Genomic DNA, 26,544 nt, shown 5'->3' with positions numbered 1-26,544 from the left:
CTAATTGAGATTTTGTGATTCCTCATTTTCATACGGAATAACAAAATTAATAGAATGGTATTACAAATTATAGGGCGCTTTTAAATTGCTCTAAGAATCTCACATCATTCTCACTTAATAGGCGAATATCACTAATTTGATTCAGTAACATTGCAATACGATCAATTCCCATTCCGAATGCGAATCCAGAATATTGCTTAGAATCAATTCCGCAGTTATCTAAAACATTAGGGTCTACCATACCACAACCCATAATTTCTAACCAACCTGTTCCTTTAGTAATTTTATAATCGGTTTCGGTTTCTAAGCCCCAATACACATCTACTTCAGCACTTGGCTCTGTAAACGGGAAGTAAGAAGGACGCAATCTAATTTTAGATTTTCCGAACATTTCCGTTGTAAAATATTGAAGTGTTTGTTTTAAATCAGCAAAACTCACATCTTTATCAATATACAAGCCTTCTACTTGGTGAAAGAAACAATGTGAACGCGACGAAATCGCTTCATTTCTATAGACACGGCCTGGAGAAATAGTTCGAATTGGAGGTTGATTGTTTTCCATATAACGCACTTGTACCGAACTGGTATGCGTACGTAATAAAATATCAGGATCGGTTTGGATAAAGAAGGTATCCTGCATATCTCTTGCTGGATGATATTCCGGTAAGTTTAATGCTGTAAAGTTATGCCAATCATCTTCAATTTCTGGTCCTTCACTGACGTTAAAGCCTATTCTTGAAAACACATCAATAATTTCATTTTTTACAATAGAAATTGGATGACGAGCCCCAATAGCAATCGGTTCACCTGGACGAGATAAGTCTCCGTAGATTCCTTTCTCTTCTTCCTCATTTTCTAAGGCTTCTTTTAAGTCATTTACTTTAGCTTCAGCCGTATTTTTAAGTTCATTAATCACGAGTCCGAATTCACGTTTCTGATCATTCGCTACATTTTTTAATTCGCCATAAAATTCTTTTAATAAGCCTTTTGAGCCTAAATATTTAATTCTAAAGGCTTCAACCTCTTCTTTAGATTGTGCTTTAAAAGCTTCTGCTTCAGCTATAAGTTCTTTAATCTTGTCTATCATGATATCTTAAAAATAGATGGCAAATTTAGTGATTTTATGAACAAAAAACGCCTTCTAATTGAAGGCGTTTTTAACTATTTTTCAAGATTTTAGTTATTGTCTCATAAATACATCTTTATAAGTCTCACCTCCATCAATTTCTTCAAAATACATTGTGTTGCCTTCAAATTTAGCTTCTTGGACATAAGTATCACCATCCAACGTTGTCGAATACATACCTGAACCTACGTTTTCCCAAGTTCCCGTGGCAACATATTCTACTTCGCACCCATTGCCCATGTTTTCATAAACGGTTGTTTTAAAAACACCATTTGAGGTTATAACTAATGTTGTTAATTCCTCGCATTCCTCTAAAGGAATTTCTACACCATTTTCGAAATATTTGTAATATTTCCAGGTTCCAACGAAAGGATCTTCAGACCCATTGTCGTCGTCACTACTACAAGATGCAAAAACAAGTGCAAATACGCTAAAAAGTAAAATTATTTTTTTCATATTTTGATATATAAATTATTAAGTAATTGCGAAAATAATAATTTATATAAATTTTTATAAGAATAAATCAATGAATTTATTCTATATACTCCGTTTCTACAAAATAATTAACAATTGCTTCTTTCATCAAAACGCTTTGCTCACCTGCTTTAAGATGCGGTAATTGTGCTTTTACTTTATAATGCGGCCACCCATCATCATCTACAAAATCAAATTCATAAAAACCATAAGGCTCTAAAACTTTGCAAATCGCAATATGCATCAAATCGAGTTTATGATCTTTTTTAAACTCCCTATGCAGCTGACCTAGCTCTTGTACTCCGATGAGGTATATGATAGAATCCAGATCCAACTTATCGCCATCTGCAAATTGATTGGATAGTTTCTCTACCACCAAATCCCATCGTTCTTTTAATTGTTCGTCTCTTGCCATAGTCACTCATTTCCCTATAAACGGGAATCTTTTAATTGTTAGTTCACAGATTAAATTTGAACGTTTTATGTTGATTTTCAATTTCAACAAAGCGTTCAATCTTATTTTCTTATGAGGCTTCAAAGTTAAGAAACTTAAACATCTTGAATTCCTATATTATTCTAAAATGCCAAAAAAAGTGTAGGTTTGCTTAAACAATATATTATATGAGCATAATAGACATCATTTTAGCTGCACTTTTGTTGTTTGGATTTATACGCGGCTTATTCAAAGGTTTTTTTGTAGAAATCGCTTCATTGGCCGCCTTGGTTTTAGGTGTTTATGGTGCCATTCACTTTAGTCATTATGCCGCTGCCTGGCTAGACCCTAAAGTCGATTGGAATGAAAAAACCATGAATATTGTAGCCTTCGCCATCACCTTTGTAGTCATAGTTTTAACAATTAGCTTAGCCGGAAAAGCACTTACAAAACTTGCTAATTTTGCCGCATTAGGCTTAATCAACAAACTTTTAGGCGGTGTGTTTGGAGCTGTAAAAATTGGACTAATCCTCAGTGTGATTTTGATCGTTTTTCACAAAATGAATAACAACTTACCCTTTATGGAGAAAGAAGATCTGGAACAAAGTTCTCTGTACGAACCTGTAAAATCCTTAGCTCCGATGATTTTTCCTGATTTAATAAAAAGCGAAGCCGAACCTTCTACAGAAGAACAGGAACAAGAAGAGGCAACGGCCTAAAAAACTTAATACTTAGTATCCTGTTTAAGTAAATAAATAGCTTATCTTACATACTACCTGAGCTGCCAAAATGAGATAGCTTAAACTAAAGATATAGCTATGGAAAATACTGAGCTAATAGGAATAGTCTTCTTAACTTTTTTAGTCATCCTTTTTATATATTGGAAGACTACTATCGGTCATTTCAAAAGAGAATATGGTGAAAAAAGAAGAAAACTCTGGGGACAGCGAACCTTCTATTGGGAAGGCGCCATTATCATAAGCAGCCTGCTTACAATACTGATAATTTACATCTTAGAATGGGCTGATATTTTGACTTTCTAAGCGTCGTATCAATGATGATTAATCGAGATGATAAATCTCCATGATATCTCTAAGATGTTTCTCGAAGTCAATTTTTAAATCAATTAATTTTCCAGAGTGCACATCGAATACCCATCCGTGAACTTTTAATCCACGATTCCTATACGCCTTTTGAACAGCAGCCGTTTTAAGTAAATTAATACATTGCTCTTGTACATTAAGCTCTACCAAACGATCATATTTCTGACGCTCATCCTCGATAGCATTCAACTCCTCACGGTGTAATCTGTACACATCTCGAATATTTCTTAACCAACCATTTAGAACACCTAAGTCTGCCGATTTCATTGCGGCTTCTACGCCACCACATGCGTAGTGTCCACATACCACAACATCTTTCACCTCTAAGTTTGTTACGGCGTAGTTCACCACAGACATTGCATTCACGTCTGTCCCGATGACCATATTAGCAATGTTTCTATGAACAAATACTTCACCTGGTTGAAGACCCATTAAATCTTCGGCAGTAACACGACTATCCGAACAGCCTATATAAAGTAACTCAGGATTTTGTCCTTTTCCTAAATTTTCAAAGTATTTTGAATTAGCAGAAAGTTTATCTTTAATCCATTTTTCGTTGTTTTTAAATACTTTAGATAAATTCATGAGTTCTATTTAGTTGTTGACTTATTAAATTTTCAGCAATTTAATATCTTTTAGAGGAATCCACCCTACAGATTTATCAGAAAGTTCAATTTTTTTCCAATCATTATAGGTCTCAATGACTTGGACCTTGGTCCCTTCATGCAGTCTAAATAGTTCTTCGCTGGCTTGATTCGGATCAGCTTTCACTCTACTTTCAGACGCAAAAACAATAGCAGGGTTATCTTTCGAATCAAAACCATTTTTTTGAAATGCCATAGCTATCGAAAAACATGCTACCCCTAAACTCACCACACTTACAACAAATGCTAATCGTTTTTTTGAACTGGTATATGTAAAATGATACATCAGAAACAGCAATACAAATACGAAAACACCACCAATGGCTATTTTTGCCCAAGTATCTGCGCTAAAGGTATTCACAACCGATTTTGTGATTCTTGAAAATCCCACATCTGGTACTTTTTCAATCGCGTCAATAGTCATATTTTGCGCAAAGGCTAAGTTATTTTGTATCTCCTTGTCATTAGGATCTAACTGCAATGCTTTTTCGTAGTAATAAATACTCGGAGCTATATTGTTGAGCTTATAATTGGCATTCCCAAGGTTAAAATACAATTCTGCAGAATGCATCTTTGAATCCAATATAGATTCGTATTTATCAATTGCTTCAGCGTATTTTCCATCGTTATATAAGTCATTAGCTTCACTGAACGTTTTATCGTTCTGAGAAAAACCAATGAAGCTAAAACAACATAAAAGTAAAATAGTGATTGCTCTCATATTATCTCAGTTGCTTATCTATTAATGAAATCGTTTTTGCCGCTTTATCATAATCATTTTGCATGGTTACTTGTTCAATTGGTGTGTAACGTGCTAACTCGCAATTCTCTAAAATTGATATAAAATCTGAAACGACTGGTTTTTCCACTTGACGATCCACTAAGAGATTTTCAATTTTTTCTTTATTGAAATCACTGGTTTCAATATTCAATTTTGCTTTTAAATAATTATGAAGTGCTTTTTCTAGAGCTAGGTAAAAACTTTCTTTCTGACCCATCGCTTTTTTAGCTTCACTCAAATATTTTCGAGCTAAACGATCTGCTTTTCTGATTCGGTTGCCTTCAACATCTGCATCGCGTTTATCTTTATTTCGTCTCATAGCAATCGCTATTGGAATAACTAAAAATGGCAAGACTAATAAGGCCCAAAATTCTTTAGACTTAAAGAAAGGCTCTGATTTTATACTTGACCAATCTGTAGATGTTTTAATAAAGGCAAAGGTATTAGTGTTAGGATTCACAGCTTGCTTCGTTGAAGATACTCCTGCATTATTTTCATTATTCACAGAAGCCGTTGGGCCTTCTAAAACATCAATTACAATATCTTCTGAAGAGATTCGCTTATAACTCTCCGTCTTCAAATCGAAATAGGAAAATGAAATCGTTGGTATGGGATATTTCCCCTTGTATTGAGGAACAATTGTATAGGTATCAGAAATACGCCCCTGCATTCCGCCTAAATTTGTTCTAACATTTTCTTCGTGCTCCGGCTCATAAACTTCTAATGAACTCGGTGCGGTTAGCTTAGGTAGTTCGAATAATTTTAAATTTCCTCGTCCTGAAACTTCAATTTTAGCCTGAAGTGATTCCGTAGCGTTCAATTCTGTTTTGGAAGTAGTCACATTAAATGAGAAGTCACCAACAGCACCTTTGAAGTCGGAAGGTTGTCCTTGTTCTGGCAAAGGTTTTACATTAATGGTTCTTGTTCCAGCAGTTACTACCTTTGGTACATTCGTCGTTAATCGTCTTCCAAAAATATCTGTACGATTGATTGGCACCTCAACGGTTACATCTAAAACTAAAGGTTCTATTTTTAAAGCTCCTGATTTTTGTGGATAAAGGACAGTTTTTCTTAAAACCACATAGCGATAATCCTCCCCCTTATATTCTCCACTTTCAATGGTCAGGTTTTGCATTTCAATATTCTGACTCCAAAAATCATTATACCTAGGAATATCTTTTTCTCTCCAGTTATTACTAACACCAATGTCTCTTGCCACATAGAGCTTGTAAACCACTGTTATTGCTTCGTTTAAATAAGGATTTGAATTAGAAACCTCAGCCACCAGATGAACCTTATCTGCGGCGACATCTGAAACAGTTCCATTACCGTTAGGCGCATTCACTGCTTCTGTAACAGTAATGGTTATGGGAAAAGTTTTATAAGACTCGCCATCAATCTCAATAATAGCCTGTTTAATTGTAAATTTTCCTCGTTTTTGAGGCGCTAAAAAATAGCTGTAAGTTTTGGTATAACTTCGTTTACCGTTAATCCATGAATTACTTACTGAGGTATTAGGGCCACCAACCACATCAAAACCTTCAAAGTTAGGCGGAACAAAATTGTCGCCATCTTGATTCATTTCAAAATCGATACGTAAACGTTCGTTAACTCCTAAGGTTTTCTTGCTGACTTTAGCTTCAAACTTGACTTGTGCTGAAGCAATACTTGTCGCAAGTATTAAGAATACTATTAATATGTTTTTTAATATTGATTTCATCTTTAATCTTAAATACTTACAAGGTTTTAAAATCTTGTAGAACACTAGAAAGAACCACTGAGACTGATAACTTTTTCACAAGAGCAAACAACTAAAAACCATCGACTAATCTACCAATCCTTATCAGTCTGAACTTTTGCGCCTTTTTGTTTCTGAGCGTTCATTTTTTCTTGAACCTTTTGCTCTTGATTTTGCATAGCATCTAAAATATTCTTTATCTGCTGAGGAGACATTTGTCCAGGCTGTGGTTTTGGTTTTTGGTTTTTGTCATTCTTATCATCGTCGCCTTTGCCTTCGTCATTTTTATCATCTTTAGGCTTTCCATCTTCATCTTCGTCCTTATCTCCATCTTTTTTATCTTGGTCGCCTTCGTCTTTCTTGTCTTTATTATCCTTATCCTCTTGATCGTCTTTATTATTCTCGTCCTTCTGTTCTTGATCTTTTTTATCTTGTTCGGATTCCTTGTCCTCGTCTTCTTTATCTTCTTCGCCGCCGCCATCTTGCTTTTGCTGTTCAGCACATTCTTTTGCTAAAGCGAAATTATAACGCGTTTCTTCATCATTCGGGTTGTTTCTTAATGCATTTTTAAAGGCTTCAACAGCTTCCTTACACATCTCTCTTTGCATCAAGATATTTCCTGTATTATGAAATGCTCTGTGTTTTTCGTCTTTTGTAGTTGCATTTTTTGCTGCTTCTTGACTTCTGAATAAAGCTTCTTCAAAACTGCCTTTTTTATAATAGGTATGTGCTAAATTATAAGCGCCAACGGCTTTGTTAGGTGCTTCCGAAATAGCTTTTCGGTATTCCATTTCGGCTTCTACATAATTATCTTCTTCCACTAAAGTGTTAGCCTTATAAACAAGGTCCGCCGCTTTTTTTTCAGCCTCCAATTGCTGCTTATCGAGATCTTGGGCAAACCCGAAACTTCCTATTATAAGTGTGATAAGTAGTATGTAAAATCTCATGTTTATTTTGATTATGAAAACGACCTCTAAATTACTAAAGCCAATACTCACTTAGCGTTAAAAAATATCTAAAAGTTCTCATTGAACAGGTTGAGTTTCTTTAACCAAGCTGTTTTTCGTTCTAAAAAGAAAATATCAATGAATAATAAGAAAATTCCTAAACCAAGAAACCACTGAAATTGATCTTTAAAATCTGCGATTTGTTTTGATTCAAATTCTTGTTTATCCATTTTATCCAATTCGGCTTTAATTGCATTGACCACTTCTGCCGTATTGCTACCATTCATATAAATACCATTGGCTTCTTTGGCAATATTCTTAAGTGTGGTTTCATCTAAACGTGTAATTACCGTTTCACCATCTTTATCCTTCATATAATTGAGGACAACGCCATTACGTTTTATAGGGATTGGTCCACCTTTGGTTTGACCAACACCAATTGTGAGAATTCTTATGCCTTCTTCACTTGCTTCTTCCGCCACATCAACAGCATTGCCGTCATGATCTTCTCCATCTGAAATAATGATAAGGACACGATTGTTTTGCGTCTCATCATCAAAATAGGTTTTAGAAAGTTGAATAGCTTCACTGATTGCTGTCCCTTGTGAAGACAGCATATCCGTATTCATATTTTGCAAAAACATTTTTGCAGAAGCATAATCTGTTGTGATAGGCAATTGTGGAAATGCTGCACCTGCATAAGCGATAATTCCAACACGATCGCTCACCAAACTGTTAATAACCTGAGTTACTAGCTGTTTCGATTTTTCTAAACGATTTGGCGCAATGTCTTCAGCGAGCATACTTTTAGAAACATCGACAGCAAATACAATATCTACGCCTTCACTACGTACTGTTTCTAATTTGGTTCCAATTTTAGGATTCACAAGTGCCAATGATAGACAAGCAAATGCTCCACAAAGCACAAGTACTTTTAAAATACGTTTGAATAAGGATTGGTTTGGACTCAACCTATTTAGCAAATCTGTATCTGCAAATTTTCTCTGGGTCGAGCGTCTCCAATATTGAAGTATGACAAACAACAGTATGATTACCGGAATAACCAGTAACGTCCAAAACCATATTTTTTCATCGAGTCTAAACAAAGCTTCTAAATATTGTGTTTCTTAATAATAATTCAATCAATAATAAGAGTCCTGCCAAGAGTACTAATGGTCTGAATTTCTCTTCGTAATTGTAGTATTTCTTTTCTTCAATTTCAGTTTTCTCCAGCTTATTAATTTCTTCATATATTTCAGCCAACTTTTTATTGTTAGTTGCCCTAAAATATTTTCCTCCTGTTTCATTTGCAATTTCCTTCAACAACTTTTCGTCTATTTCTACTTGCTGTCTGCCATATCTAAAAGAACCATTAGGATAAATACCTATTGGCGATAAGGCCATTCCGTTTGTTCCCAATCCAATGGAATATACTTTAATACCGTATTCTACAGCAAGCTCACTAGCGATTTTAGGATCTATAAAACCAGAGTTGTTTACACCATCTGTAAGTAAAATAATCACCTTACTCTTGGCTCTACTATCTTTTAATCGGTTTACAGCGGTTGCCAATCCCATTCCGATAGCCGTTCCTCCTTCTATAATAGTATTATAATTGATATCTCTTAATGAGCGCTTTACTATAGATTTATCACTTGTAATCGGCGTTTTAGTATAAGCTTCTCCTGCATATTCCACCAAACCAATTCTGTCATTAGGACGACCATCTATAAAGTCTGAGGCAACTTCTTTTAAAGCCTCAAGCCTGTTAGGACGTAAATCTTTGGCCAACATACTAGCAGAAACATCAATAGCCATAACTATATCAATCCCACGAGTTGTCTTAGTTTTTGTTGACACATCAACGGTTCTTGGTCGTGCTAAAGCTATAATTAATAAGCCTAAAGCAATTATTCGTAAAGCAAATAGCACATGTCTGAATTTTGACCAAAACGACGAAGAAGTCTTAAAGCCTTTTAAGCTAGACATCTTTAATTCTGCCGTTTGTTTACTATGCTTAAACACATACCAAAGCATAGCTATTGGCAGAAGCAATAACAGCCAGAATAATTCTTTATTTAAAAATTCTATATTCTCAAACATCATTTTTTCTCTTCTTCTGTGACTTCATCTGGAACAAGCTCAATGGAATCTTTAATACGTTGAATGATATCCTCAACATAGTGATCATCAGCTCGCCATCTCAAAACAATTTGCTGCCTAACATTTTCTGCTCTAAAGAAAAAGACATTATACTTATAAGGTTGGCTACTTCCGCCATTTAATGCAATATTCATAGAACCATAAGTATATAGCCCTTCCGCACCATTTGGCGTAGTGTATTTATCTTTTCTTACCGTGATATCCGTTGCACCTTGATCCTCAAATTTCTTCAGAAGTGATTCGGTGGCATTTAATAAGTCTTGCGCTTTTTCTTCTTCCGACATTTCAATGGGCTGACCTTGTTCGTCTGTCATAATGAAGGCTGTAGTACTTACCTCGATACTGACACCTGATTTCTTTGACGCATATTTGAATAAAGCTGACTTAATTTTATCCTTATACTCTTCAGGAATTTCAACGTCTTCACGTTTTAACACCTGTGGTGTTTCAATAAAGATTGGAGGGTAACCGTAGGCACTTTCTACCCAATTACCTTCTAGAAGTTCTTTTCCTTCATGACCAATAATGGTATCTTTTACGTAGCCGAAACCATATTTTAAACCGAAACCAATAAAAGTTGCTACGAGTAAGAACAGTGCTATACCAATGGTTAACCAAATTTTTCTTCGTTTCTTTTTACGTTCTTGCTCTTCTTTGTATTTCTGGTCTAATAGCTTTTCTTCCTCAGAAGGCTCTGGTAAACTAACTTTAACGTGGTCAATGGCTTTATCTATTGTAGATTTATCCATTGCAGCAAGTTCAGGATCTGGTGCAGACTTGGCGAATTTTACTAAATCGGCACGTTGAAGAATAGACTCCAAGTTTTGAATTATCTCTTTTGAAAGTGGAATTTGATTACCATCTTTCAACAAGTTTAATCGATTTATAAGTTCTGATGTAGTACTTTCTAAAGCACGATCATATACTTGTTCGTCTAGGTATTTCCTAATGATAAAGGTTAATTCCGAATAGTATTCCTTTATTTCATCACGCCTTAAATATTCATTTTCGTCAAGTTTCTGCAATGCCAATTTTGCACGATCATAAGGTGGCAATAATGCGATTTCCTCTTCTTCCGTGAGCGGCTTTTTTCTCCAGATAAACCAATACAATAAGAATGCTACTAATACAATGGCTAATACTGCTAGTATAATCCACTTCCACATCTCACTTCCGCTTTTTTCAACTTCAATGATAGGTTTTATGTCGTATAGTTTTTGTTTTGTTGTATCCACCTCAACCGTATTCACAACAACTCTCAAGGAATCTGTGAAAAATGGTTGATCGTCAATAAGTATTTTTTGTCTTGGAATAGTATAAGCTCCCGAATCGAATTGTGTGAGTTTGTAAATTCTAGATAAGAAAAATTTAGACTCTTTTTTAGTCGTATCAATTTTTAAAGCTTCGACAGCTTCTAATGGCATAAAGGTTTGCCCTTCTGGAAATACGACAAGAGCCGTTGAATCTGCTTCAACATTAATTTTATAATCAATCTGTTCTCCTATCCTGATTGTTGTCGTATCAATTTCAGTGGAAACTTGAGCGAAGGAAACTAATGAGAATAGAAAAAAGAAAATTGTGAATAGACTAAACTCGGTTGACCGAGAGTGAAACACCGAAGCTTTCTTCTCGCCGAAAATCATATATCGAAAATCTTTACACCTCATTCGTTTACCCTCTTTGTTTAAAATATCCTAACAATTTCTTCACATAGCTTTCATCGACACGACAATCCATACTACCTGCACCAGATTTTTTAAAGCTCTCTTTAAAATATTGAACTCTATCGTTATAATATTTACTGTAATCTCGTCTTACTTTTTTAGATGCGGTATTAACCAACAGGAGTTCGCCTGACTCTGCATCTTGCATTTGCACCATTCCTAAGTTTGGAATCTCAGCTTCATGTTTATCATAGATTCTTATTCCGGTGATATCGTGTTTACCCGCTGAAATTTTTAGATTGTGTTTATAGTCGTCGGCAATAAAATCTGACAGCACAAAAACAATGGCTTTCTTCTTCATCACATTCGACAGAAACTTAAATGCTTGCGCAATATTGGTGTTTTTACTTTTTGGTTCAAACTCTAATAATTCACGAATAATTCTAAGAACATGCGAACGTCCTTTTTTCGGTGGAATATAAAGTTCTATATCATCTGAAAATAAAATCAGACCAATTTTATCATTATTCTGTGTTGCTGAAAAGGCCAATGTCGCCGCAATTTCAGTCACTATTTCTTCTTTAAATTGATTTTTAGTTCCGAATAGTTTACTCCCGGAAACGTCGGCCATAAGCATCATGGTGAGTTCACGTTCTTCTTCAAACACTTTTACATAAGGCTCGTTGTAACGCGCTGTAACATTCCAATCTATATTTCTAACGTCATCACCGAATTGATATTGACGCACTTCAGAAAAAGTCATACCACGTCCTTTAAAGGTCGAATGGTATTCACCTCCAAATATATGATCAGACAAACGACGCGTCTTGATCTCTATTTTTCGTACTTTCTTAAGAAGTTCTTTAGTATCCATTTTGTCAGTTTGCAGTATGCATTCTTCAATTTGCAGTAATCAGTCGTAGTATTCAGTTCCTAGTAAGTCACTGCTGACTGAATACAGGGAAGTTTTTTTAAGGTACTTCTATTTGATTTACAATCTTATTGATAATGTCTTCAGAAGTTATATTCTCTGCTTCTGCTTCATAAGTAATTCCGATTCTGTGACGTAATACATCGTGTACAATAGCACGAACATCTTCAGGAATTACATAACCTCTTCTCTTAATAAAGGCATAGCATTTAGCAGCTGTTGCCAAGTTGATACTACCACGAGGCGATGCTCCGAAAGAAATCAATGGTTTTAAATCCGCTAACTTATATTTTTCAGGATAACGCGTTGCAAAAATGATATCTAAAATATATTTTTCGATTTTTTCATCCATATAAACTTCTCTAACGGCTTCTTGAGCACTCAGAATTTGAGAAATTGAAACCACAGGATTCACTTTTTCATAAGTTCCTCTTAGGTTGGCTCTAACAATCATTTGCTCATCGTCGATAGTTGGATAATCAATAACGGTTTTCAACATAAAACGATCCACTTGCGCTTCCGGTAACGGATAAGTTCCTTCTTGCTCAACTGGGTTTTGAGTTGCCATTACTAAGAAAGGCTTGTCTAAAACAAAAGTTTCATCACCAATGGTTACTTGCTTTTCCTGCATGGCTTCTAATAATGCCGACTGTACTTTTGCAGGTGCCCTGTTAATCTCATCTGCTAATACGAAATTGGCAAAGATGGGCCCTTTTTTAATAGAGAAATCGTTCTCCTTCATATTAAAGATTAAGGTACCAACAACATCTGCAGGTAATAAATCTGGTGTAAACTGAATTCTACTAAAACTAGCATCAATAGCTTTTGACAAGGTATTAATGGCTAAAGTTTTTGCTAAACCAGGCACACCTTCTAATAAAATATGACCTTGACCTAATAAACCGATGAGTAATCGTTCTACCATATGCTTTTGTCCAACAATGACCTTATTCATTTCAAAGGTTAACAAGTCAACAAATGCACTTTCTCTTTCTATCTTTTCGTTAATTGACTTAATATCAACTGTACTCGTTTCTTCCATTATTTAGGGTTTTAAAAACAAAACTAACTTTATAGTGTTTTTCGACGTTGCAAAGTGTCATTTTTTTTTGTGAGTTGCTGTTAACAATTGGTTAAAAAAATAGAGCGACACTAAAGTATCGCTCTATATAAATTATTAAGATTTAGCATTTTAATTACTCCATCAAAGTAATAGCTTCTATGGTATTTGTTGTACCTACAGTAATTTCAACATTTTCTATAATTACTGCTTGATATAATGGTAAAGCATTAGGATCTGGTGTTACAGTAATAGTATAAACTCCTGCTGGTAATCCTGGTATTTCAAAAATTCCCGCTTCATTAACCATGGTAGATGCTGTTACACCTTCACCATTGTCTATAGAAACTTGTACTGCAACATCTGCATTAGTAATAACACCTGCCAAAGTTCCTGAATTCACTTCTAAACTCGCTCTTAAAACTGGTTTCAAATTAATGTTTCCAGAATTACCAGCCACAACGATAGATTCATCTACATCGAAATCTAGGATAAAATCGTAATTATAACCTGCTTCAATATCTTGATTAATCATCACTTTCAATCCAGACTGTTGAGCACTTGGTGTATTCAACGAACGTGGCTCTGTTTCTCCTGCTAAAACAACACTGTTATCCTCTCCTAATAATAATCTTATTTGCTTTATAGTTCCTGTTTGAATGTCTGCATTTTCAACTAAACTTAGGCTAACTCCACCAGTTAATTCTAATAAATCATAAACTCCAGGGTTCACAATTCCTATAGATTCCCAACCGCTATCGTCATCGTTTTCAGAATTATTTTGATACTTCACCATGACATCTACCACTTCAACAAAAACATGTTCATAATCACCTGGTTCGTCAACTAATTTTACAGACATTTTTGCTGTACCCGAATTATCTGAATTATCTGAATCGCTACATGAAAATGCTACGAATATTACTAAAATTGATGCAATTTGTTTTAAAAATTTCATGGTTATCTATTTTTAAGGTTTATAGTGTATATACGGAAAATAGTGGTGTTTGGATCAATTTTGCCACAATTCAATGACTGCCAGTCTCTTAAAAATTCCCACAAAAAAAAGCAGTACTTTCATACTACTCTTTTCAATTTTAGGACGCACTTGAACACGTCCTATGAATTAAGGATTAGGTAATTAATATTTAATTTTTCTGATTTCAGTATATAATTTTGGATCTAAAATTATCAATGATTCTTCTTGGTCATACCTTACGGAATTGTCTATATCTATATCAATAACAATGTCATAAAAACCATCAGAAATGAATTCCGATCGCACTAAGTTTGAAGGCGCAGCATTTCCAATTGTTGTAACATCCAAACTATATAACACATGATTATAGTCTATAAAATTATTATCACCTAACACTAATCTTATAGCATAGATAAAAGTTGACTCTACCGCAGCGCTTTCCACCAGAACAAGCTCCACACCATCGCGTAAGTCAGAAACATTATGCGTTCCACTGATAGCATTTAGACTTCTCCAAGCGTTTGGCGCATCTGTATTCTCTTTTACTTGCAACTGAACATCTGCAATATCTACATAAACCTTATCTAATACTCCCGCTGTACTTTTTAGTTTCACGTTAACACCTGTTAAGTGACCTTTGGAATCCATATCCTCTTTTGAACAACTGGACACACTAAGTAGCACAATAAATGCAAGAATGACGTACCTGAAAGTCGTAATAGAATTCATAAATGAGAGGTTGATTAATAACTATTCAATAATACCGTATTATCTATGTTTTGCGTATTTTTATACATGAATTGCACAAAAACCTATATAAACTGAAAATAAAGTGACATATTCTCGATTAATTGCAGGCACTATGTCCTGGGGAAGCTGGGGTAAACAGCTTTCTAAAAAAGAGACCGCAGATTTAATAGACTTCTGCGTTGCTCATAACATTTCTACATTTGACCATGCTGATATTTACGGCGCTTACACTACAGAGGCAGCCTTTGGTCAAGCTTTTAAGGATTCCGGAATTCAACGTAAAGACATTCAACTCATTTCCAAGTGTGGCATTCAATACTTATGTGACAGTAGACCAAACAAAGTAAAGCATTATGATTATAGCAAAAAGTATATTATCTGGTCAGTTGAACAATCTTTAAAGCATCTCAACACTGAATATTTAGATTTATTACTGCTTCATCGCCCGAGTCCTTTGATGGTTGCTGAAGAAATTGCTGAAGCCATCACGATTTTGAAAAAAGATGGAAAGATTAGTGATTTTGGGGTCTCCAACTTTAATGCTTCACAAATGGATTTAATTGGATTACGTGCTGATATTGATGTAAACCAAATTGAATTTTCACTCACAGCACATGCTGCAATGCACGATGGCACATTAGACTATATGATGACTAATGGTATTAAGCCTATGGCGTGGTCGCCATTAGGATCAGTATTTAAAGAAGATACTGAACAAACTAGACGCATACACAATCAACTCGGTCTATTAAAAGATAAATACAATGCTACAGAAGATCAGCTGTTACTAGCTTGGATTATGAAGCATCCGGCGGGAATTCACCCTGTTGTTGGAACAACTTCCAAAGAACGACTAAAACAAGCTGTGGAAGCTTCAAAAATCAATTTAGAATTAGAGGATTGGTTCTTGATTTTAGTCGCTAGTCAAGGTCATAAGGTTCCTTAATAAATTCCCGAGAAATCAGAAACCTCCACTATACTAAGAACAATAATTAACAAAAAGCTTCCTGCCGTCGCAGGAATAATACACTATGAGAAAAACAGCATTAATAACAGGTGCAACAAGCGGAATAGGTAGAGCAACTGCTCACGAATTCGCCAAACATAACATCGACTTAATCTTATGTGGTCGCAGACAACAACGATTAGATAGTATTAAAAAAGCCTTATCTAGAGAGACCAATGTGCATACTTTAAACTTTGATGTACGAGATAGAGAAAAAACGCTTGAAGCGATTGCATCTTTACCAAAAGAATTTAAAAACATTGACATTCTGATAAATAATGCTGGAAATGCACATGGTCTTGACCCTATCCAGTCGGGAGATTTAGACGATTGGGATGCTATGATGGATATTAATGTAAAAGGCTTACTTTATGTGAGCAAGGCCGTTATTCCAGGAATGACAGAAAGAAAATTTGGTCATATAATTAATATCGGTTCTTCGGCTGGAAAAGAGGTCTATCCTAATGGGAATGTCTATTGTGGTAGTAAACATGCAGTTTTAGCGATAACTGAAGGAATGCGTATAGATTTAAATCCCTATGGAATTAAAGTTGGTGCAGTCAATCCCGGCTTAGTAGAAACCGAATTTTCAGAAGTGAGATTTAAAGGTGATTCTGCCGCTGATAATGTGTATAAAGGCTATAAAGCTTTACAAGCAGAGGACGTTGCAGAAGTGATCTATTTTGCAGTATCGAGACCAGCACATGTGAATATTGCAGATATTTTAATGTTTTGTACTGCTCAAGCGAGTTCAACAATTGTGAAAAAAGAATTCTAACATTTCGAAATGATCTAAGGAAGTATAATGATTAACAAACGCTTACTCATAAAACATTTGCTCGCTCACAATGATGAGAATAGTTTCTATGATAAAAAGAGACAAATTGATATTACTCATAAAGAAGGTAAAGCCAAGTTCTTGAAGCATGTATGCGCCCTTTCTAATAGTAATCCCAAAAACAACTCGTATATCGTTATTGGTGTTGAAGACGAAGACAATAGTATTGTGGGCGCTGACTTCTTTGATGATAGCAAAATACAGAACCTCATTAATGCTTACCTCTCCAATCCGCCAATTGTTCAATATGAAAATATTCCTTTTCCACATTTACCAGATCATAAGGTAGTGGGATTAGTTACCATAAGACCTAATGGCGAAATTACCTCACTGAAGAAAAATATTTGGAAATATTATGGTGGTGCTGTCTTTCTTAGAGATGGAAGCATGAGTATGCCTAAGGTTTTCGATATTGATATTAAAGATGTTAATTCAAAGATTGTTGAAGCGATAGAAAAACATGCGCAGAATAACATCAAATTGACACTGGATGGCGTCTTTGATTTTATGAACAAGCGCCAAGATCTTAACCCTCAGTATAAAGTTTTTAAAGAATATTTTGTTCTGTGTTGGTCGGGAGATAAAAAACAGATCGACGATGAAACTTTTTTTTCAAGGGTTGATATTGAATTAGTAAATGAACAAGTTCGGCTATTTTATTCAACCCTAGACAGAGTGACCATTTCATATACCGAGGATGCTTTCAAAATAACAGAGTATGTAAAATTAGGTTTACAATCGTCCTTCAACTTTTATAAGCTTGAAGAAAAGATTATTCATTTTGGAGATAATGCACATTATTCCATAGAAACCAATCTTGTTTTTAATCCACCTCAATTCAACAAAAAAGTATTACATCATATTTTTAACACAAATAATGTGATTTTTGAGAAACTAAAAAAGAATGTTTCTTTGACGCAAATAGAAACTGAAGACCTGCATAATTTAGCGGCCAGTTATTTAATTTGTTACCTCAACGGTTTTGGTTTTGAAAATGCCTTGATAAAATTGGAAGCTGTAAAGCCATATTTAAAGAACTATAGTTCTACTCTGTATTCTTCTTATAAAGAAACTATTCGCATATTGAGAAAAGTAAAATATAATTAGTTGGTCGGAAATTATAATCGTTTCATCGCTATATTATACACTTTACCGATTGACATATAAAAAACATACTGATTATACATTTTTTTTAACCATTCATCATATTTATTGCTAAAGAGTGAAATTATTTTACATCTTTGTAATGCTATTAATCAATTATTTTAAGCCTTGTTTCCTTGAAAGTCCCAAAAACTGGATTTGAAACAAGGTTTTTTTATGCATTTTATCGAAGTTATGAAAACATAAAAAAGCCGCATCTCTCGATGCGGCTTTTAACCTTATCTAATTATAATACTTATAGGTCAAATTTGATTCCTTGCGCTAAAGGCAATTCATCTGAGTAGTTAATAGTATTTGTTTGTCTTCTCATGTACACTTTCCAAGCATCAGATCCAGACTCACGTCCACCACCTGTTTCTTTTTCACCACCGAAAGCTCCTCCGATTTCCGCACCAGAAGTACCAATGTTTACGTTTGCAATACCACAATCTGAACCAGCGTATGATAAGAATCTTTCAGCTTCTTTCATTTCGTTAGTCATAATTGCAGAAGATAAACCTTGAGCCACACCATTTTGCATTTCAATAGCGTTTTCAAGATCTCCAGAGTATTTCATGATGTATAAAATTGGAGCAAATGTTTCGTGCTGTACAATTTCAAAATGGTTTTCAGCTTCAATAATTGCTGGTTTTACGTAGCAACCACTTTCAAAACCTTCACCTTCTAAAACTCCACCTTCAACTAAAACGTTTCCACCTTCAGCTTTAGCTTTTTCAATTGCCGCTAAATACGTGTTTACAGAATCTTTATCGATTAATGGTCCAACGTGATTATTTTCATCTAATGGGTTACCAATCTTAATTTGTTTGTAAGCTCCAACAATCGCATCACGCACCTTATCGTAAACCGATTCGTGAATAATTAAACGACGTGTAGAAGTACAACGTTGACCACAAGTTCCAACAGCTCCAAATACAGCACCAGGAACTACTACTTTTAAATCTGCTGTTGGTGTAATAATGATGGCGTTGTTTCCTCCTAATTCTAATAAAGATTTACCAAAACGCTCAGCAACTGTTACTCCAACAATTTTACCCATTCTTGTAGATCCTGTTGCAGAAACTAAAGCAACTCTTCTATCCTTTGTCATAAACTCACCTACTTTGTAGTCTCCGTTTACGATACAAGAAATTCCTTCTGGTAAATTATTTTCTTTTAATACTTCGGCAATAATATTTTGACAAGCTATAGAACATAAAGGTGCTTTTTCAGATGCTTTCCAAACACAAACATCACCACAAACCCATGCTAAAGCTGTGTTCCAAGACCAAACTGCAACCGGGAAGTTAAATGCAGAGATAATTCCAACTACCCCAATTGGGTGCCATTGCTCTCTCATTACGTGACCTGGACGTTCTGAAGGAATGGTAAGACCGTTTAATTGTCTTGATAATCCAACTGCGAAATCACAGATATCAATCATTTCTTGAACTTCACCGTAACCCTCTTGTAAAGATTTACCCATTTCGTAAGACACTAACTTACCTAATGGCTCTTTTAATTCTCTTAATTTATTACCAAACTGACGAACAATTTCGCCACGTTGCGGAGCAGGAATATCTCTCCAAGTTTTAAATGCGCTTGTTGCAGCATCCATCACTTTATCATAATCTTCACGAGTTGTAGATTTAACCTTGGCAATTAATTGACCATCTACAGGAGAATAACTCTCAATAATTTCTCCGTTTGAAAAATTATTTGAACCCGTTGAGGTCCCTTCATTTATATCTTTTACGCCTAATTGCTTTAAGGCCTCTTTAATTCCGAAATCGGTAGCTACTGCTTCCATATTTGCTTATTTTTTATGAATTATTAAACTTTCCCGCGAAGTTACTAATAAAATGTTAGTTTGTCGAAGCGCAACATTCTTAAATTGTGTAATTTTAAGCACACAATCCATATTTTAGCCTAATGAAAAAACCAATTACACTGCTTTTTCTATCTCTATTGTTTTTTACTTGCAAAAAGGATGGACAAAAAACAGAAACCTCTAAAGATAAGACCATTATTGAAACGAAAGTTGAAAAACAAGACTTCGCTATTGTGATTCATGGAGGTGCTGGAACTATTTTAAAAGCAAATATGACTCCAGAACGTGAGGCCGAATACAAAGCTAAACTTGAAGAAGCCATTAGAGTCGGTTATGACATATTAAAAAATGGCGGAAGCAGCATAGATGCTGTTGAAAAAACCATCAATGTTATGGAGGATTCACCATTGTTTAATGCCGGAAAAGGTGCTGTTTTTACAAACGAAGGTACCAATGAGCTAGATGCCTCTATTATGGACGGTAAAACTCTAAACGCGGGAGCGTCTGCTGGAACCACAACCGTAAAAAACCCTATCAATCTAGCAAGAGTAATTATGGAAAAATCTGAACATGTTATGCTATCAAGAGAAGGAGCCGAAACATTTGCCCAAGAACAAGGTCTAGAAATTGTTCAGCCAGATTATTTCTTTACGGAAAGCAGATTCAATTCCCTTAAGAACATAAAAGACAAAGAAAAAACAGAACTCGACCATGACGGGAAGACTGCTTTTTATGACCCAAACATAAAGGATTCAAAATTTGGAACCGTTGGATGTGTCGCATTGGATAAAAATGGAAACCTAACTGCAGGAACGTCAACTGGCGGAATGACCAATAAACGTTATGGCAGAATTGGTGATACACCTATAATTGGTGCGGGAACTTACGCTAATAATGCCACCTGCGCGGTGTCGAGCACAGGCTGGGGAGAATATTTTATTAGAGGAATGGTCGCTCATGATATTTCGGCACTTATGGAATACAAAGGTTTATCATTAAAAGAAGCGTCGCGTGTAGTCATTCAAGAAAAACTCACCGAATTAGGAGGCACAGGAGGCATCGTTGCCGTGGATAAAAATGGAAATATGGTCATGGAATTTAATACAGCTGGAATGTATCGCGCAACTATGAATGACAAAGGCGAATTACATATTGGCATTTATGAAAACTAATATATGTATTATAACTCTAAACTAAAATAGCCTTTTTCATCATAAGTTGCTTTTTTCAAGTCAATTCCATTCGTATTTAAATAATTAATCGTACTTTTTGAACAAGAAAGAACGCACTTTAACCTGAAGCAAAATCTTACTATAAATATACTATTTCTATGCATATTAAAAAGCACTTCATTATACTTCTCCTCTTAGCCATTGTAATATCTTGTAAGAACAAAACTACAGATGTAGATAATATATATAAATATAGAGACTATATCAGCTATACAACTTCAGGCTTGGTTTCTGTAGCAGACCCCATCAAAATTAGTCTTGCCGATTCTGTTGCAGGCTGGGAAATAGATAAAGAATTACCTTCAGAAATACTGAAGATCACACCTCATGTTCAAGGTCAATTGAAAGCCATGAACAATCATATATTAATTTTTACGCCTGATGAAAATCTAGAACCATCTACAGAATATACGGTGACTCTAAGATTAAATGACATTTATAGTCATATGCCTTCAGATTTTAAAGATTATACTTTTCAGTTTAAAACCATTACACCTGGTTTCAGTATCAACACACAAAACTTACAATCCTATAACAAAGAATGGCAGTTCATGTTTGCACAATTACGATCTGCTGATGTGATTTCACTAGACGAAGCAAAAAAATTAGTAAGTGCTTCACAAAACGATAAAGCAATCCATTTGGTATGGAACGAAACAAATACGTCTTCGAAATTTTTCGAATTTAAAATTGATAGTATTAAACGCTTAGTGGAAGACAGTAAAATCGACTTAAAATGGAATGGATCTCCTATCAACGCTGAAACGAAAGGAGAAAATTCAATACTAATTCCCGGTCAAAACAATTTCGTAGTTGTAAATACTGAAGTTATCCAAAGTCAAGAACGCTTTCTATCCCTAAATTTTTCAGACCCATTAGCAAAACAACAGAATTTTTCAGGTTTAGTTTCAATTGAAGGTGTTAATAATCCAAAGTATATTGTTGATGGTAATGTCCTGAAAGTATACCCTAATAGCAAATTAGTTGGGGCTGTGAAAATTAATGTGTTTTCTGGCATCAAAAGCAATGATGGTTTTAAACTTAAAAAAACATATTCAGAAGTCATAAATTTTGAAGAATTAAAACCTGAAGTCCGACTTATTAGCAACGGAAGTATTCTTCCAAATTCAAAAGACTTAAAATTCAATTTCGAAGCGGTAAACCTGAGCAAGGTCGATGTGCGGATTATTAAAGTTTTTGAAGATAATGTTCTTCAATTTTTGCAAGATGAAAATATCAGTAGCAATAATGAATATGCATTAAAAAAAGTAGGTCGTCGAATAGCAAAAGAAACCATCACTTTAATTCAGGATGAAGCCCAAAATACAGGAAAATGGAAGGCTTATAGCATCGACTTATCTAAGTATTTGAAATCAGATCCTGGAGCCATTTACAGGGTGGAATTAAGCTTCAAAAAAGACTACTCTTTATACGACTGCTCATCTAACGCGGAAACAACATCTGTTGAGGATGGTGATGACTACGATGATTATTATGAGGAAGATTATTTTGCTTCCGACGAGATTACCGAAGAAGAGGAGAACTTACGCGAGGAACGTTATTGGGACAATTTAAATTATAGATATAAAAAATCGTATCGTTGGAGTGATAGAAACAACCCTTGTACAGACTCCTATTTCAACTATGGAGATAGAACAGTTGCTCAGAATTTAATCAGTTCAAATCTTGGAGTTATTGCTAAACAAGGAAGTGACAATGCCTACTTTTTTGCAGTGACAAATATCTTAAATACAAGTCCTGAAGGTGGCGTAAAAATCACCTTATACAATTACCAACAACAAGAATTAGCTGAAGGTATTACCAACAAAGACGGTATTGTTAAAGTAGATGCAAAAAAGAGAGCGGCCTTTGCTATTGCCTCTAAAGGCAGCAATGTTAGCTATATTAAACTTCAAGACGGTAATTCTCTTTCCTTGAGCAAATTTGATGTTTCAGGAAATAAATTACAACGCGGACTAAAGGGCTATATTTATGGAGAACGAGGTGTTTGGAGACCTGGCGATAGTTTATTCTTAACTTTTATACTAAATGACAATGCTAATAAATTACCAAAACGTCACCCCGTAAAATTAGAAATCACAGATCCTGTTGGAAAATTAGTATATAGAAAAGTATCAATAGACAACCTCAACAATTTCTATGATTTTATCGTTCCAACATCATCTGATTATAAAACGGGAAATTATAAAGCTAAAGTTTCAGTTGGTGGCGCAACCTTTTCGAAAACTTTAAAAATTGAAACCGTAAAACCCAACCGTTTAAAAATTAAAGTCAATTTTAATGATGAAGTGTTATCCAATAATAAACCTATAAACGGAAATTTAGAAGTAACATGGTTACATGGTGCTACAGCAAAGCATCTAAAAACTGAAGTAAAAGCAAAATTCTCAACAGCACATACAAGCTTCAAAAATTATAAAAACTACGTTTTTTCAGACCCAACAAGAACCTTTGAATCTGAAGAAATCAATGTGTTTGAAGGAAAAATTGATGCCAATGGAAAAGCAACCATTAACTCTAAATTGAATATTGGCAAAAACGCACCAGGAATGTTAAATGCTCAATTTTTAGTAAGAGCATTTGAAAATGGTGGCGACTTCTCTTTAGACGCTTTCACTATTCCTTACGCACCATATCAAAGTTTTGTGGGCTTACAATCGCCAAAAGGAAATGATTATGGATCCTATTATACCGACGAAAACCACACCTTTGATATCGCAACGGTTACAGCCGAAGGACAACCTATTCAAAGAAATAATGTAGAAGTAAAAGTCTATAAAGTGGAATGGCGTTGGTGGTGGAATTCCTCTTACGATAACCTTTCAAGCTATGTATCTAGTGATTATCACAGACCTGTTCAGTCATTTGTAGTAAATACTGATGCTAACGGAAAAGCTAAATTCAAACTTAAAATTCCGGAAGACGAACGTGGTCGTTATTTAATTAGAGTTGTGGACCCGAAAAGTGGTCATGCTACGGGAAGAACCGCTTATTTCTATAAAAATTGGTGGGAATCAAGTCCGTCTTCAGATAAAGAAGCCGCTAAAATGCTAGTGTTTTCAACTGACAAACAAAATTATAATGTTGGCGAAACAGCTCGACTCACATTCCCTTCAGGTTCCGAAGGCCGAGCTTTAGTCAGTATTGAAAACGGCTCAGAAGTGTTACAGCATCAATGGGTAAAAACAAATCCTGGAGAAACAACTATTGATATTCCTGTAACTCTAGAAATGGCGCCAAACGTGTTTATTAATATTTCATTATTACAGCCGCACGCTATTACCTCTAACGATCTACCAATTCGTTTGTTTGGGGTGATTCCAATGATGGTTGAAGATCCTTCAACCAAATTAGAACCTCAAATAAAGATGCCAGATGTAATAAGACCTGAAACATCTTACGAAATCAAAGTATCTGAAAAGAATAATAAGCCAATGACCTATACAATTGCGGTTGTTGAAGAAGGTTTATTAGATTTAACTCGTTTTAAAACGCCAAATGCTTGGGACGACTTTTATGCTCGTGAAGCCTTAGGAGTAAAAACCTGGGATATTTTCGATGATATTATTGGCGCTTATTCTGGTAGCGTTGAACAAGTTTTTGCTATTGGTGGAGACGAAAGTTTAGCCAAAGGAAAGAATAAAAAGGCCAATCGATTTAAACCTGTAGTTACCTATTTAGGACCATTTCTTCTCGATGCCGGAAAAACCAAAACACATCAGCTTAAAATGCCTAATTATATTGGTGCCGTGAGAGCTATGGTGGTCGCTGGAGACCATGTGTTAGAAGCCTATGGAAATGCAGAAAAATCTGTTCAGGTTAAAAAACCATTAATGGTTTTGGCAACTTTACCTCGTAAATTGAGTCCTGGTGAAAAAGTAACTCTTCCAGTTACAGTTTTTTCTATGGAAGACAAAGTGAAAAACGTAAAGGTTTCATTACAGTTAAGTGATGGAATCGAAGTAAAAGGAAATCATTCACAATCGTTAAAGTTTGATAAGCCCGATGAAAAAATGCTGTATTTTGAATTGGATGTGACCAAAGCTAAAGGCATAAATACCGTCGAGGTTATCGCTTCAGGAAATGGCGAAAAATCAACATACAAAGTAGAAATTGATGTTGAAAATCCAAATTCTATAACATCACGGATAATCGATGAAGAATTAGAGGCTAATGCTAAGAAAACAATAGACATAACCACATTTGGAATTGAAGGCACTAATTCGGCAACGGTAGAATTTTCAACCCTGCCACCTATGGATTTTACAGGACGATTAGATTATCTTATTCGTTACCCTCATGGATGTTTAGAACAAGTAACTTCAGGATTATTCCCACAATTATTCCTATCAGATATATTCGATTTGACATCTCAAAAGAAAAGAGAAGTTCAAAATAATATTGAAAGAGGCATCAAGCGTTTAGGTAACTACCAATTGCCTAATGGCGGAATGAGTTATTGGATGGGAGAAAACTCAGCTAATGATTGGAGCACAAGTTTTGCTGGTCATTTTATGATTGAAGCTGAGAAGAAAGGTTTTGTTTTACCATTAACCTTTAAGAGAAACTGGATTGCTTATCAACAACAAGCATCAAGAGAATGGAGACCTAGTTATAAAGTCTATCATTCAGATTTAGCGCAGGCCTATCGTTTATACACCTTAGCCTTAGCTGGACGTCCGGATTTAGCAAGCATGAACCGACTTAGAGAATTCGATGAAATTTCTAATGAAGCCAAATGGCGCTTAGCAGCAGCTTATGCATTAGCCGGACAAAAAGAAGCTAGTGAAGCCATTTCAAAAACGGCTAATATCGAGTTTCAACCACCTAAATCTGATTATTACACTTATGGTTCTGTAAATAGAAATAGAGCCATGGCTTTAGAAACTATGGTGATTTTAAATGACCCGAAAGCTAAGGAATTGGCTAAAACCATTGCCAAAGAATTATCGAAAAACCAATGGATGAGCACACAAACCACAGCTTATAGTTTATTGGCTATGGGAAAAATGGTGATTAAAAATGGTGGTAAGGATTTAAAATTAAACTATAGTATTAACGGTAAATCTGAAACGATTGACAGTAAAAACCCTATAGCCCAACGTAGCATTCCGATTAATAATGGCACTAATCAAATTTCAATTACAAATACAAATAGCAATTTGGTTTATGTGCGAATTTTAAATTCAGGAAAATTAAAACTTGGTGAAGAATTAATTGAACAACGCGGATTAACTATTTCAACAATTTATAAGGATCTGCAAGGCAACACGATTGATGTATCCAAACTTCAACAAGGTCAAGATTTTGTTGCTACGGTTAGTATTTCAAACATGACCAATGATTATGTAAACGATATAGCTTTAACGCAAATTTTCCCTTCAGGATGGGATATTGTCAACACACGATTTACAGATTTTGGCGATACCACAGTAAGTCAAGCGAGATTCACAGACATACGAGATGATAGGGTTAATTTCTATTTTGACTTGGACGCTAGAGGAAAACAAGGCACCAAAACCTTTAGTGTATTACTGAATGCATCCTACTTAGGAACTTACTATCTACCAGGAACACAGGCTGAAGCTATGTACGACAATGATTATCTTATAAGAAATAAAGGAAAATGGATTACTGTTGAAAAGTAAAAAAGTAATTACGACATACTTCAACTGTGCAA

General features: G+C 35.0%; 21 protein-coding genes. 6 read left to right on the top strand and 15 right to left on the bottom strand.

The genetic code is table 11. The features are described 5' to 3' along the window. Nucleotides 1-67 precede the first annotated feature (67 nt). From pheS to DFQ11_RS04430, 3 genes are all read right to left on the bottom strand, one after another. Nucleotides 68-1,087, bottom strand: a complete 1,020-nt coding sequence (gene pheS, locus DFQ11_RS04440) for a phenylalanine--tRNA ligase subunit alpha (protein ID WP_110474623.1) — start codon at nt 1,085-1,087, stop codon at nt 68-70. A gap of 93 nt (nt 1,088-1,180) precedes the next feature. Then, on the bottom strand, nt 1,181-1,582 hold the full coding sequence (locus DFQ11_RS04435; protein ID WP_110474622.1) for a lipocalin-like domain-containing protein: 402 nt from the start codon (nt 1,580-1,582) through the stop codon (nt 1,181-1,183). Nucleotides 1,583-1,658: 76 nt separating this feature from the next. After that, nucleotides 1,659-2,015, bottom strand: a complete 357-nt coding sequence (locus DFQ11_RS04430; protein ID WP_110474621.1) for a hypothetical protein — start codon at nt 2,013-2,015, stop codon at nt 1,659-1,661. Between the two features lie 206 nt (nt 2,016-2,221). On the opposite strand from DFQ11_RS04430, the gene DFQ11_RS04425 reads away from it, so the two are divergent. Next, complete coding sequence (locus tag DFQ11_RS04425; protein ID WP_110474620.1) at nt 2,222-2,752, top strand: CvpA family protein; 531 nt, start codon at nt 2,222-2,224, stop codon at nt 2,750-2,752. Between the two features lie 342 nt (nt 2,753-3,094). Here DFQ11_RS04425 and DFQ11_RS04415 read toward each other — a convergent pair whose 3' ends face one another. The 11 genes from DFQ11_RS04415 to DFQ11_RS04365 form a co-directional block, all read right to left on the bottom strand. Beyond that, complete coding sequence (locus DFQ11_RS04415; protein ID WP_110474618.1) at nt 3,095-3,721, bottom strand: carbonic anhydrase; 627 nt, start codon at nt 3,719-3,721, stop codon at nt 3,095-3,097. A 24-nt stretch (nt 3,722-3,745) separates the two neighbouring features. Next, entirely contained in the window at nt 3,746-4,501 is a 756-nt protein-coding gene (locus DFQ11_RS04410) for a tetratricopeptide repeat protein (protein ID WP_110474617.1), read from the bottom strand. A 1-nt stretch (nt 4,502) separates the two neighbouring features. Then, nucleotides 4,503-6,281 (bottom strand): BatD family protein, encoded by a 1,779-nt coding sequence (locus tag DFQ11_RS04405; RefSeq protein ID WP_110474616.1) that lies wholly within the window; start codon nt 6,279-6,281, stop codon nt 4,503-4,505. Nucleotides 6,282-6,391: 110 nt separating this feature from the next. After that, entirely contained in the window at nt 6,392-7,246 is an 855-nt protein-coding gene (locus DFQ11_RS04400) for an aerotolerance regulator BatC (RefSeq protein ID WP_110474615.1), read from the bottom strand. Between the two features lie 68 nt (nt 7,247-7,314). Next, complete coding sequence (locus tag DFQ11_RS04395; RefSeq protein WP_110474614.1) at nt 7,315-8,352, bottom strand: vWA domain-containing protein; 1,038 nt, start codon at nt 8,350-8,352, stop codon at nt 7,315-7,317. After that, nucleotides 8,345-9,349, bottom strand: a complete 1,005-nt coding sequence (locus DFQ11_RS04390; protein ID WP_110474613.1) for a vWA domain-containing protein — start codon at nt 9,347-9,349, stop codon at nt 8,345-8,347. The genes DFQ11_RS04395 and DFQ11_RS04390 overlap by 8 nt, the downstream gene beginning before the upstream one ends. Continuing rightward, on the bottom strand, nt 9,349-11,052 hold the full coding sequence (locus tag DFQ11_RS04385) for a hypothetical protein (protein WP_229791238.1): 1,704 nt from the start codon (nt 11,050-11,052) through the stop codon (nt 9,349-9,351). Before DFQ11_RS04385 ends, DFQ11_RS04390 begins: the two co-directional genes overlap by 1 nt. Before the next feature lie 28 nt (nt 11,053-11,080). Next, nucleotides 11,081-11,947, bottom strand: coding sequence for a DUF58 domain-containing protein (locus DFQ11_RS04380; protein ID WP_110474612.1), 867 nt, complete (start codon nt 11,945-11,947; stop codon nt 11,081-11,083). Between the two features lie 97 nt (nt 11,948-12,044). Then, nucleotides 12,045-13,046, bottom strand: coding sequence for an AAA family ATPase (locus tag DFQ11_RS04375; RefSeq protein WP_110474611.1), 1,002 nt, complete (start codon nt 13,044-13,046; stop codon nt 12,045-12,047). A gap of 154 nt (nt 13,047-13,200) precedes the next feature. Further along, on the bottom strand, nt 13,201-14,022 hold the full coding sequence (locus tag DFQ11_RS04370) for a DUF4382 domain-containing protein (protein ID WP_229791237.1): 822 nt from the start codon (nt 14,020-14,022) through the stop codon (nt 13,201-13,203). Nucleotides 14,023-14,205: 183 nt separating this feature from the next. Next, a complete protein-coding gene (locus DFQ11_RS04365; RefSeq protein WP_110474610.1) occupies nt 14,206-14,772 on the bottom strand; it encodes a DUF4382 domain-containing protein in 567 nt (188 codons plus the stop codon). A gap of 103 nt (nt 14,773-14,875) precedes the next feature. On the opposite strand from DFQ11_RS04365, the gene DFQ11_RS04360 reads away from it, so the two are divergent. From DFQ11_RS04360 to DFQ11_RS04350, 3 genes are all read left to right on the top strand, one after another. Beyond that, nucleotides 14,876-15,739, top strand: coding sequence for an aldo/keto reductase (locus tag DFQ11_RS04360; RefSeq protein ID WP_229791236.1), 864 nt, complete (start codon nt 14,876-14,878; stop codon nt 15,737-15,739). An 85-nt stretch (nt 15,740-15,824) separates the two neighbouring features. Then, the gene (locus DFQ11_RS04355) at nt 15,825-16,577 is read left to right on the top strand and encodes an SDR family NAD(P)-dependent oxidoreductase (RefSeq protein ID WP_110474608.1); all 753 of its coding nucleotides are present in this window, start codon (nt 15,825-15,827) and stop codon (nt 16,575-16,577) included. A 27-nt stretch (nt 16,578-16,604) separates the two neighbouring features. Further along, nucleotides 16,605-17,744, top strand: a complete 1,140-nt coding sequence (locus tag DFQ11_RS04350; RefSeq protein ID WP_110474607.1) for an ATP-binding protein — start codon at nt 16,605-16,607, stop codon at nt 17,742-17,744. Between the two features lie 292 nt (nt 17,745-18,036). Here the strand turns inward: DFQ11_RS04350 and amaB are convergent, their stop codons facing one another. Further along, nucleotides 18,037-19,590, bottom strand: a complete 1,554-nt coding sequence (gene amaB / locus DFQ11_RS04345) for an L-piperidine-6-carboxylate dehydrogenase (RefSeq protein ID WP_110474606.1) — start codon at nt 19,588-19,590, stop codon at nt 18,037-18,039. 122 nt (nt 19,591-19,712) lie between these two features. Here amaB and DFQ11_RS04340 point away from each other — a divergent pair, with 122 nt between their 5' ends. Then, nucleotides 19,713-20,783, top strand: a complete 1,071-nt coding sequence (locus DFQ11_RS04340) for an isoaspartyl peptidase/L-asparaginase family protein (protein ID WP_110474605.1) — start codon at nt 19,713-19,715, stop codon at nt 20,781-20,783. A 158-nt stretch (nt 20,784-20,941) separates the two neighbouring features. Beyond that, nucleotides 20,942-26,512, top strand: coding sequence for an alpha-2-macroglobulin family protein (locus DFQ11_RS04335; RefSeq protein ID WP_110474604.1), 5,571 nt, complete (start codon nt 20,942-20,944; stop codon nt 26,510-26,512). Nucleotides 26,513-26,544: the final 32 nt, after the last annotated feature.

This window comes from Winogradskyella epiphytica, from assembly GCF_003217215.1.
GTDB classification, from domain to species: Bacteria; Bacteroidota; Bacteroidia; order Flavobacteriales; family Flavobacteriaceae; genus Winogradskyella; species Winogradskyella epiphytica.
The sequence above is the reverse complement of the archived record's forward strand: the minus strand, read 5'-3'. Positions and strand labels throughout refer to the sequence as shown.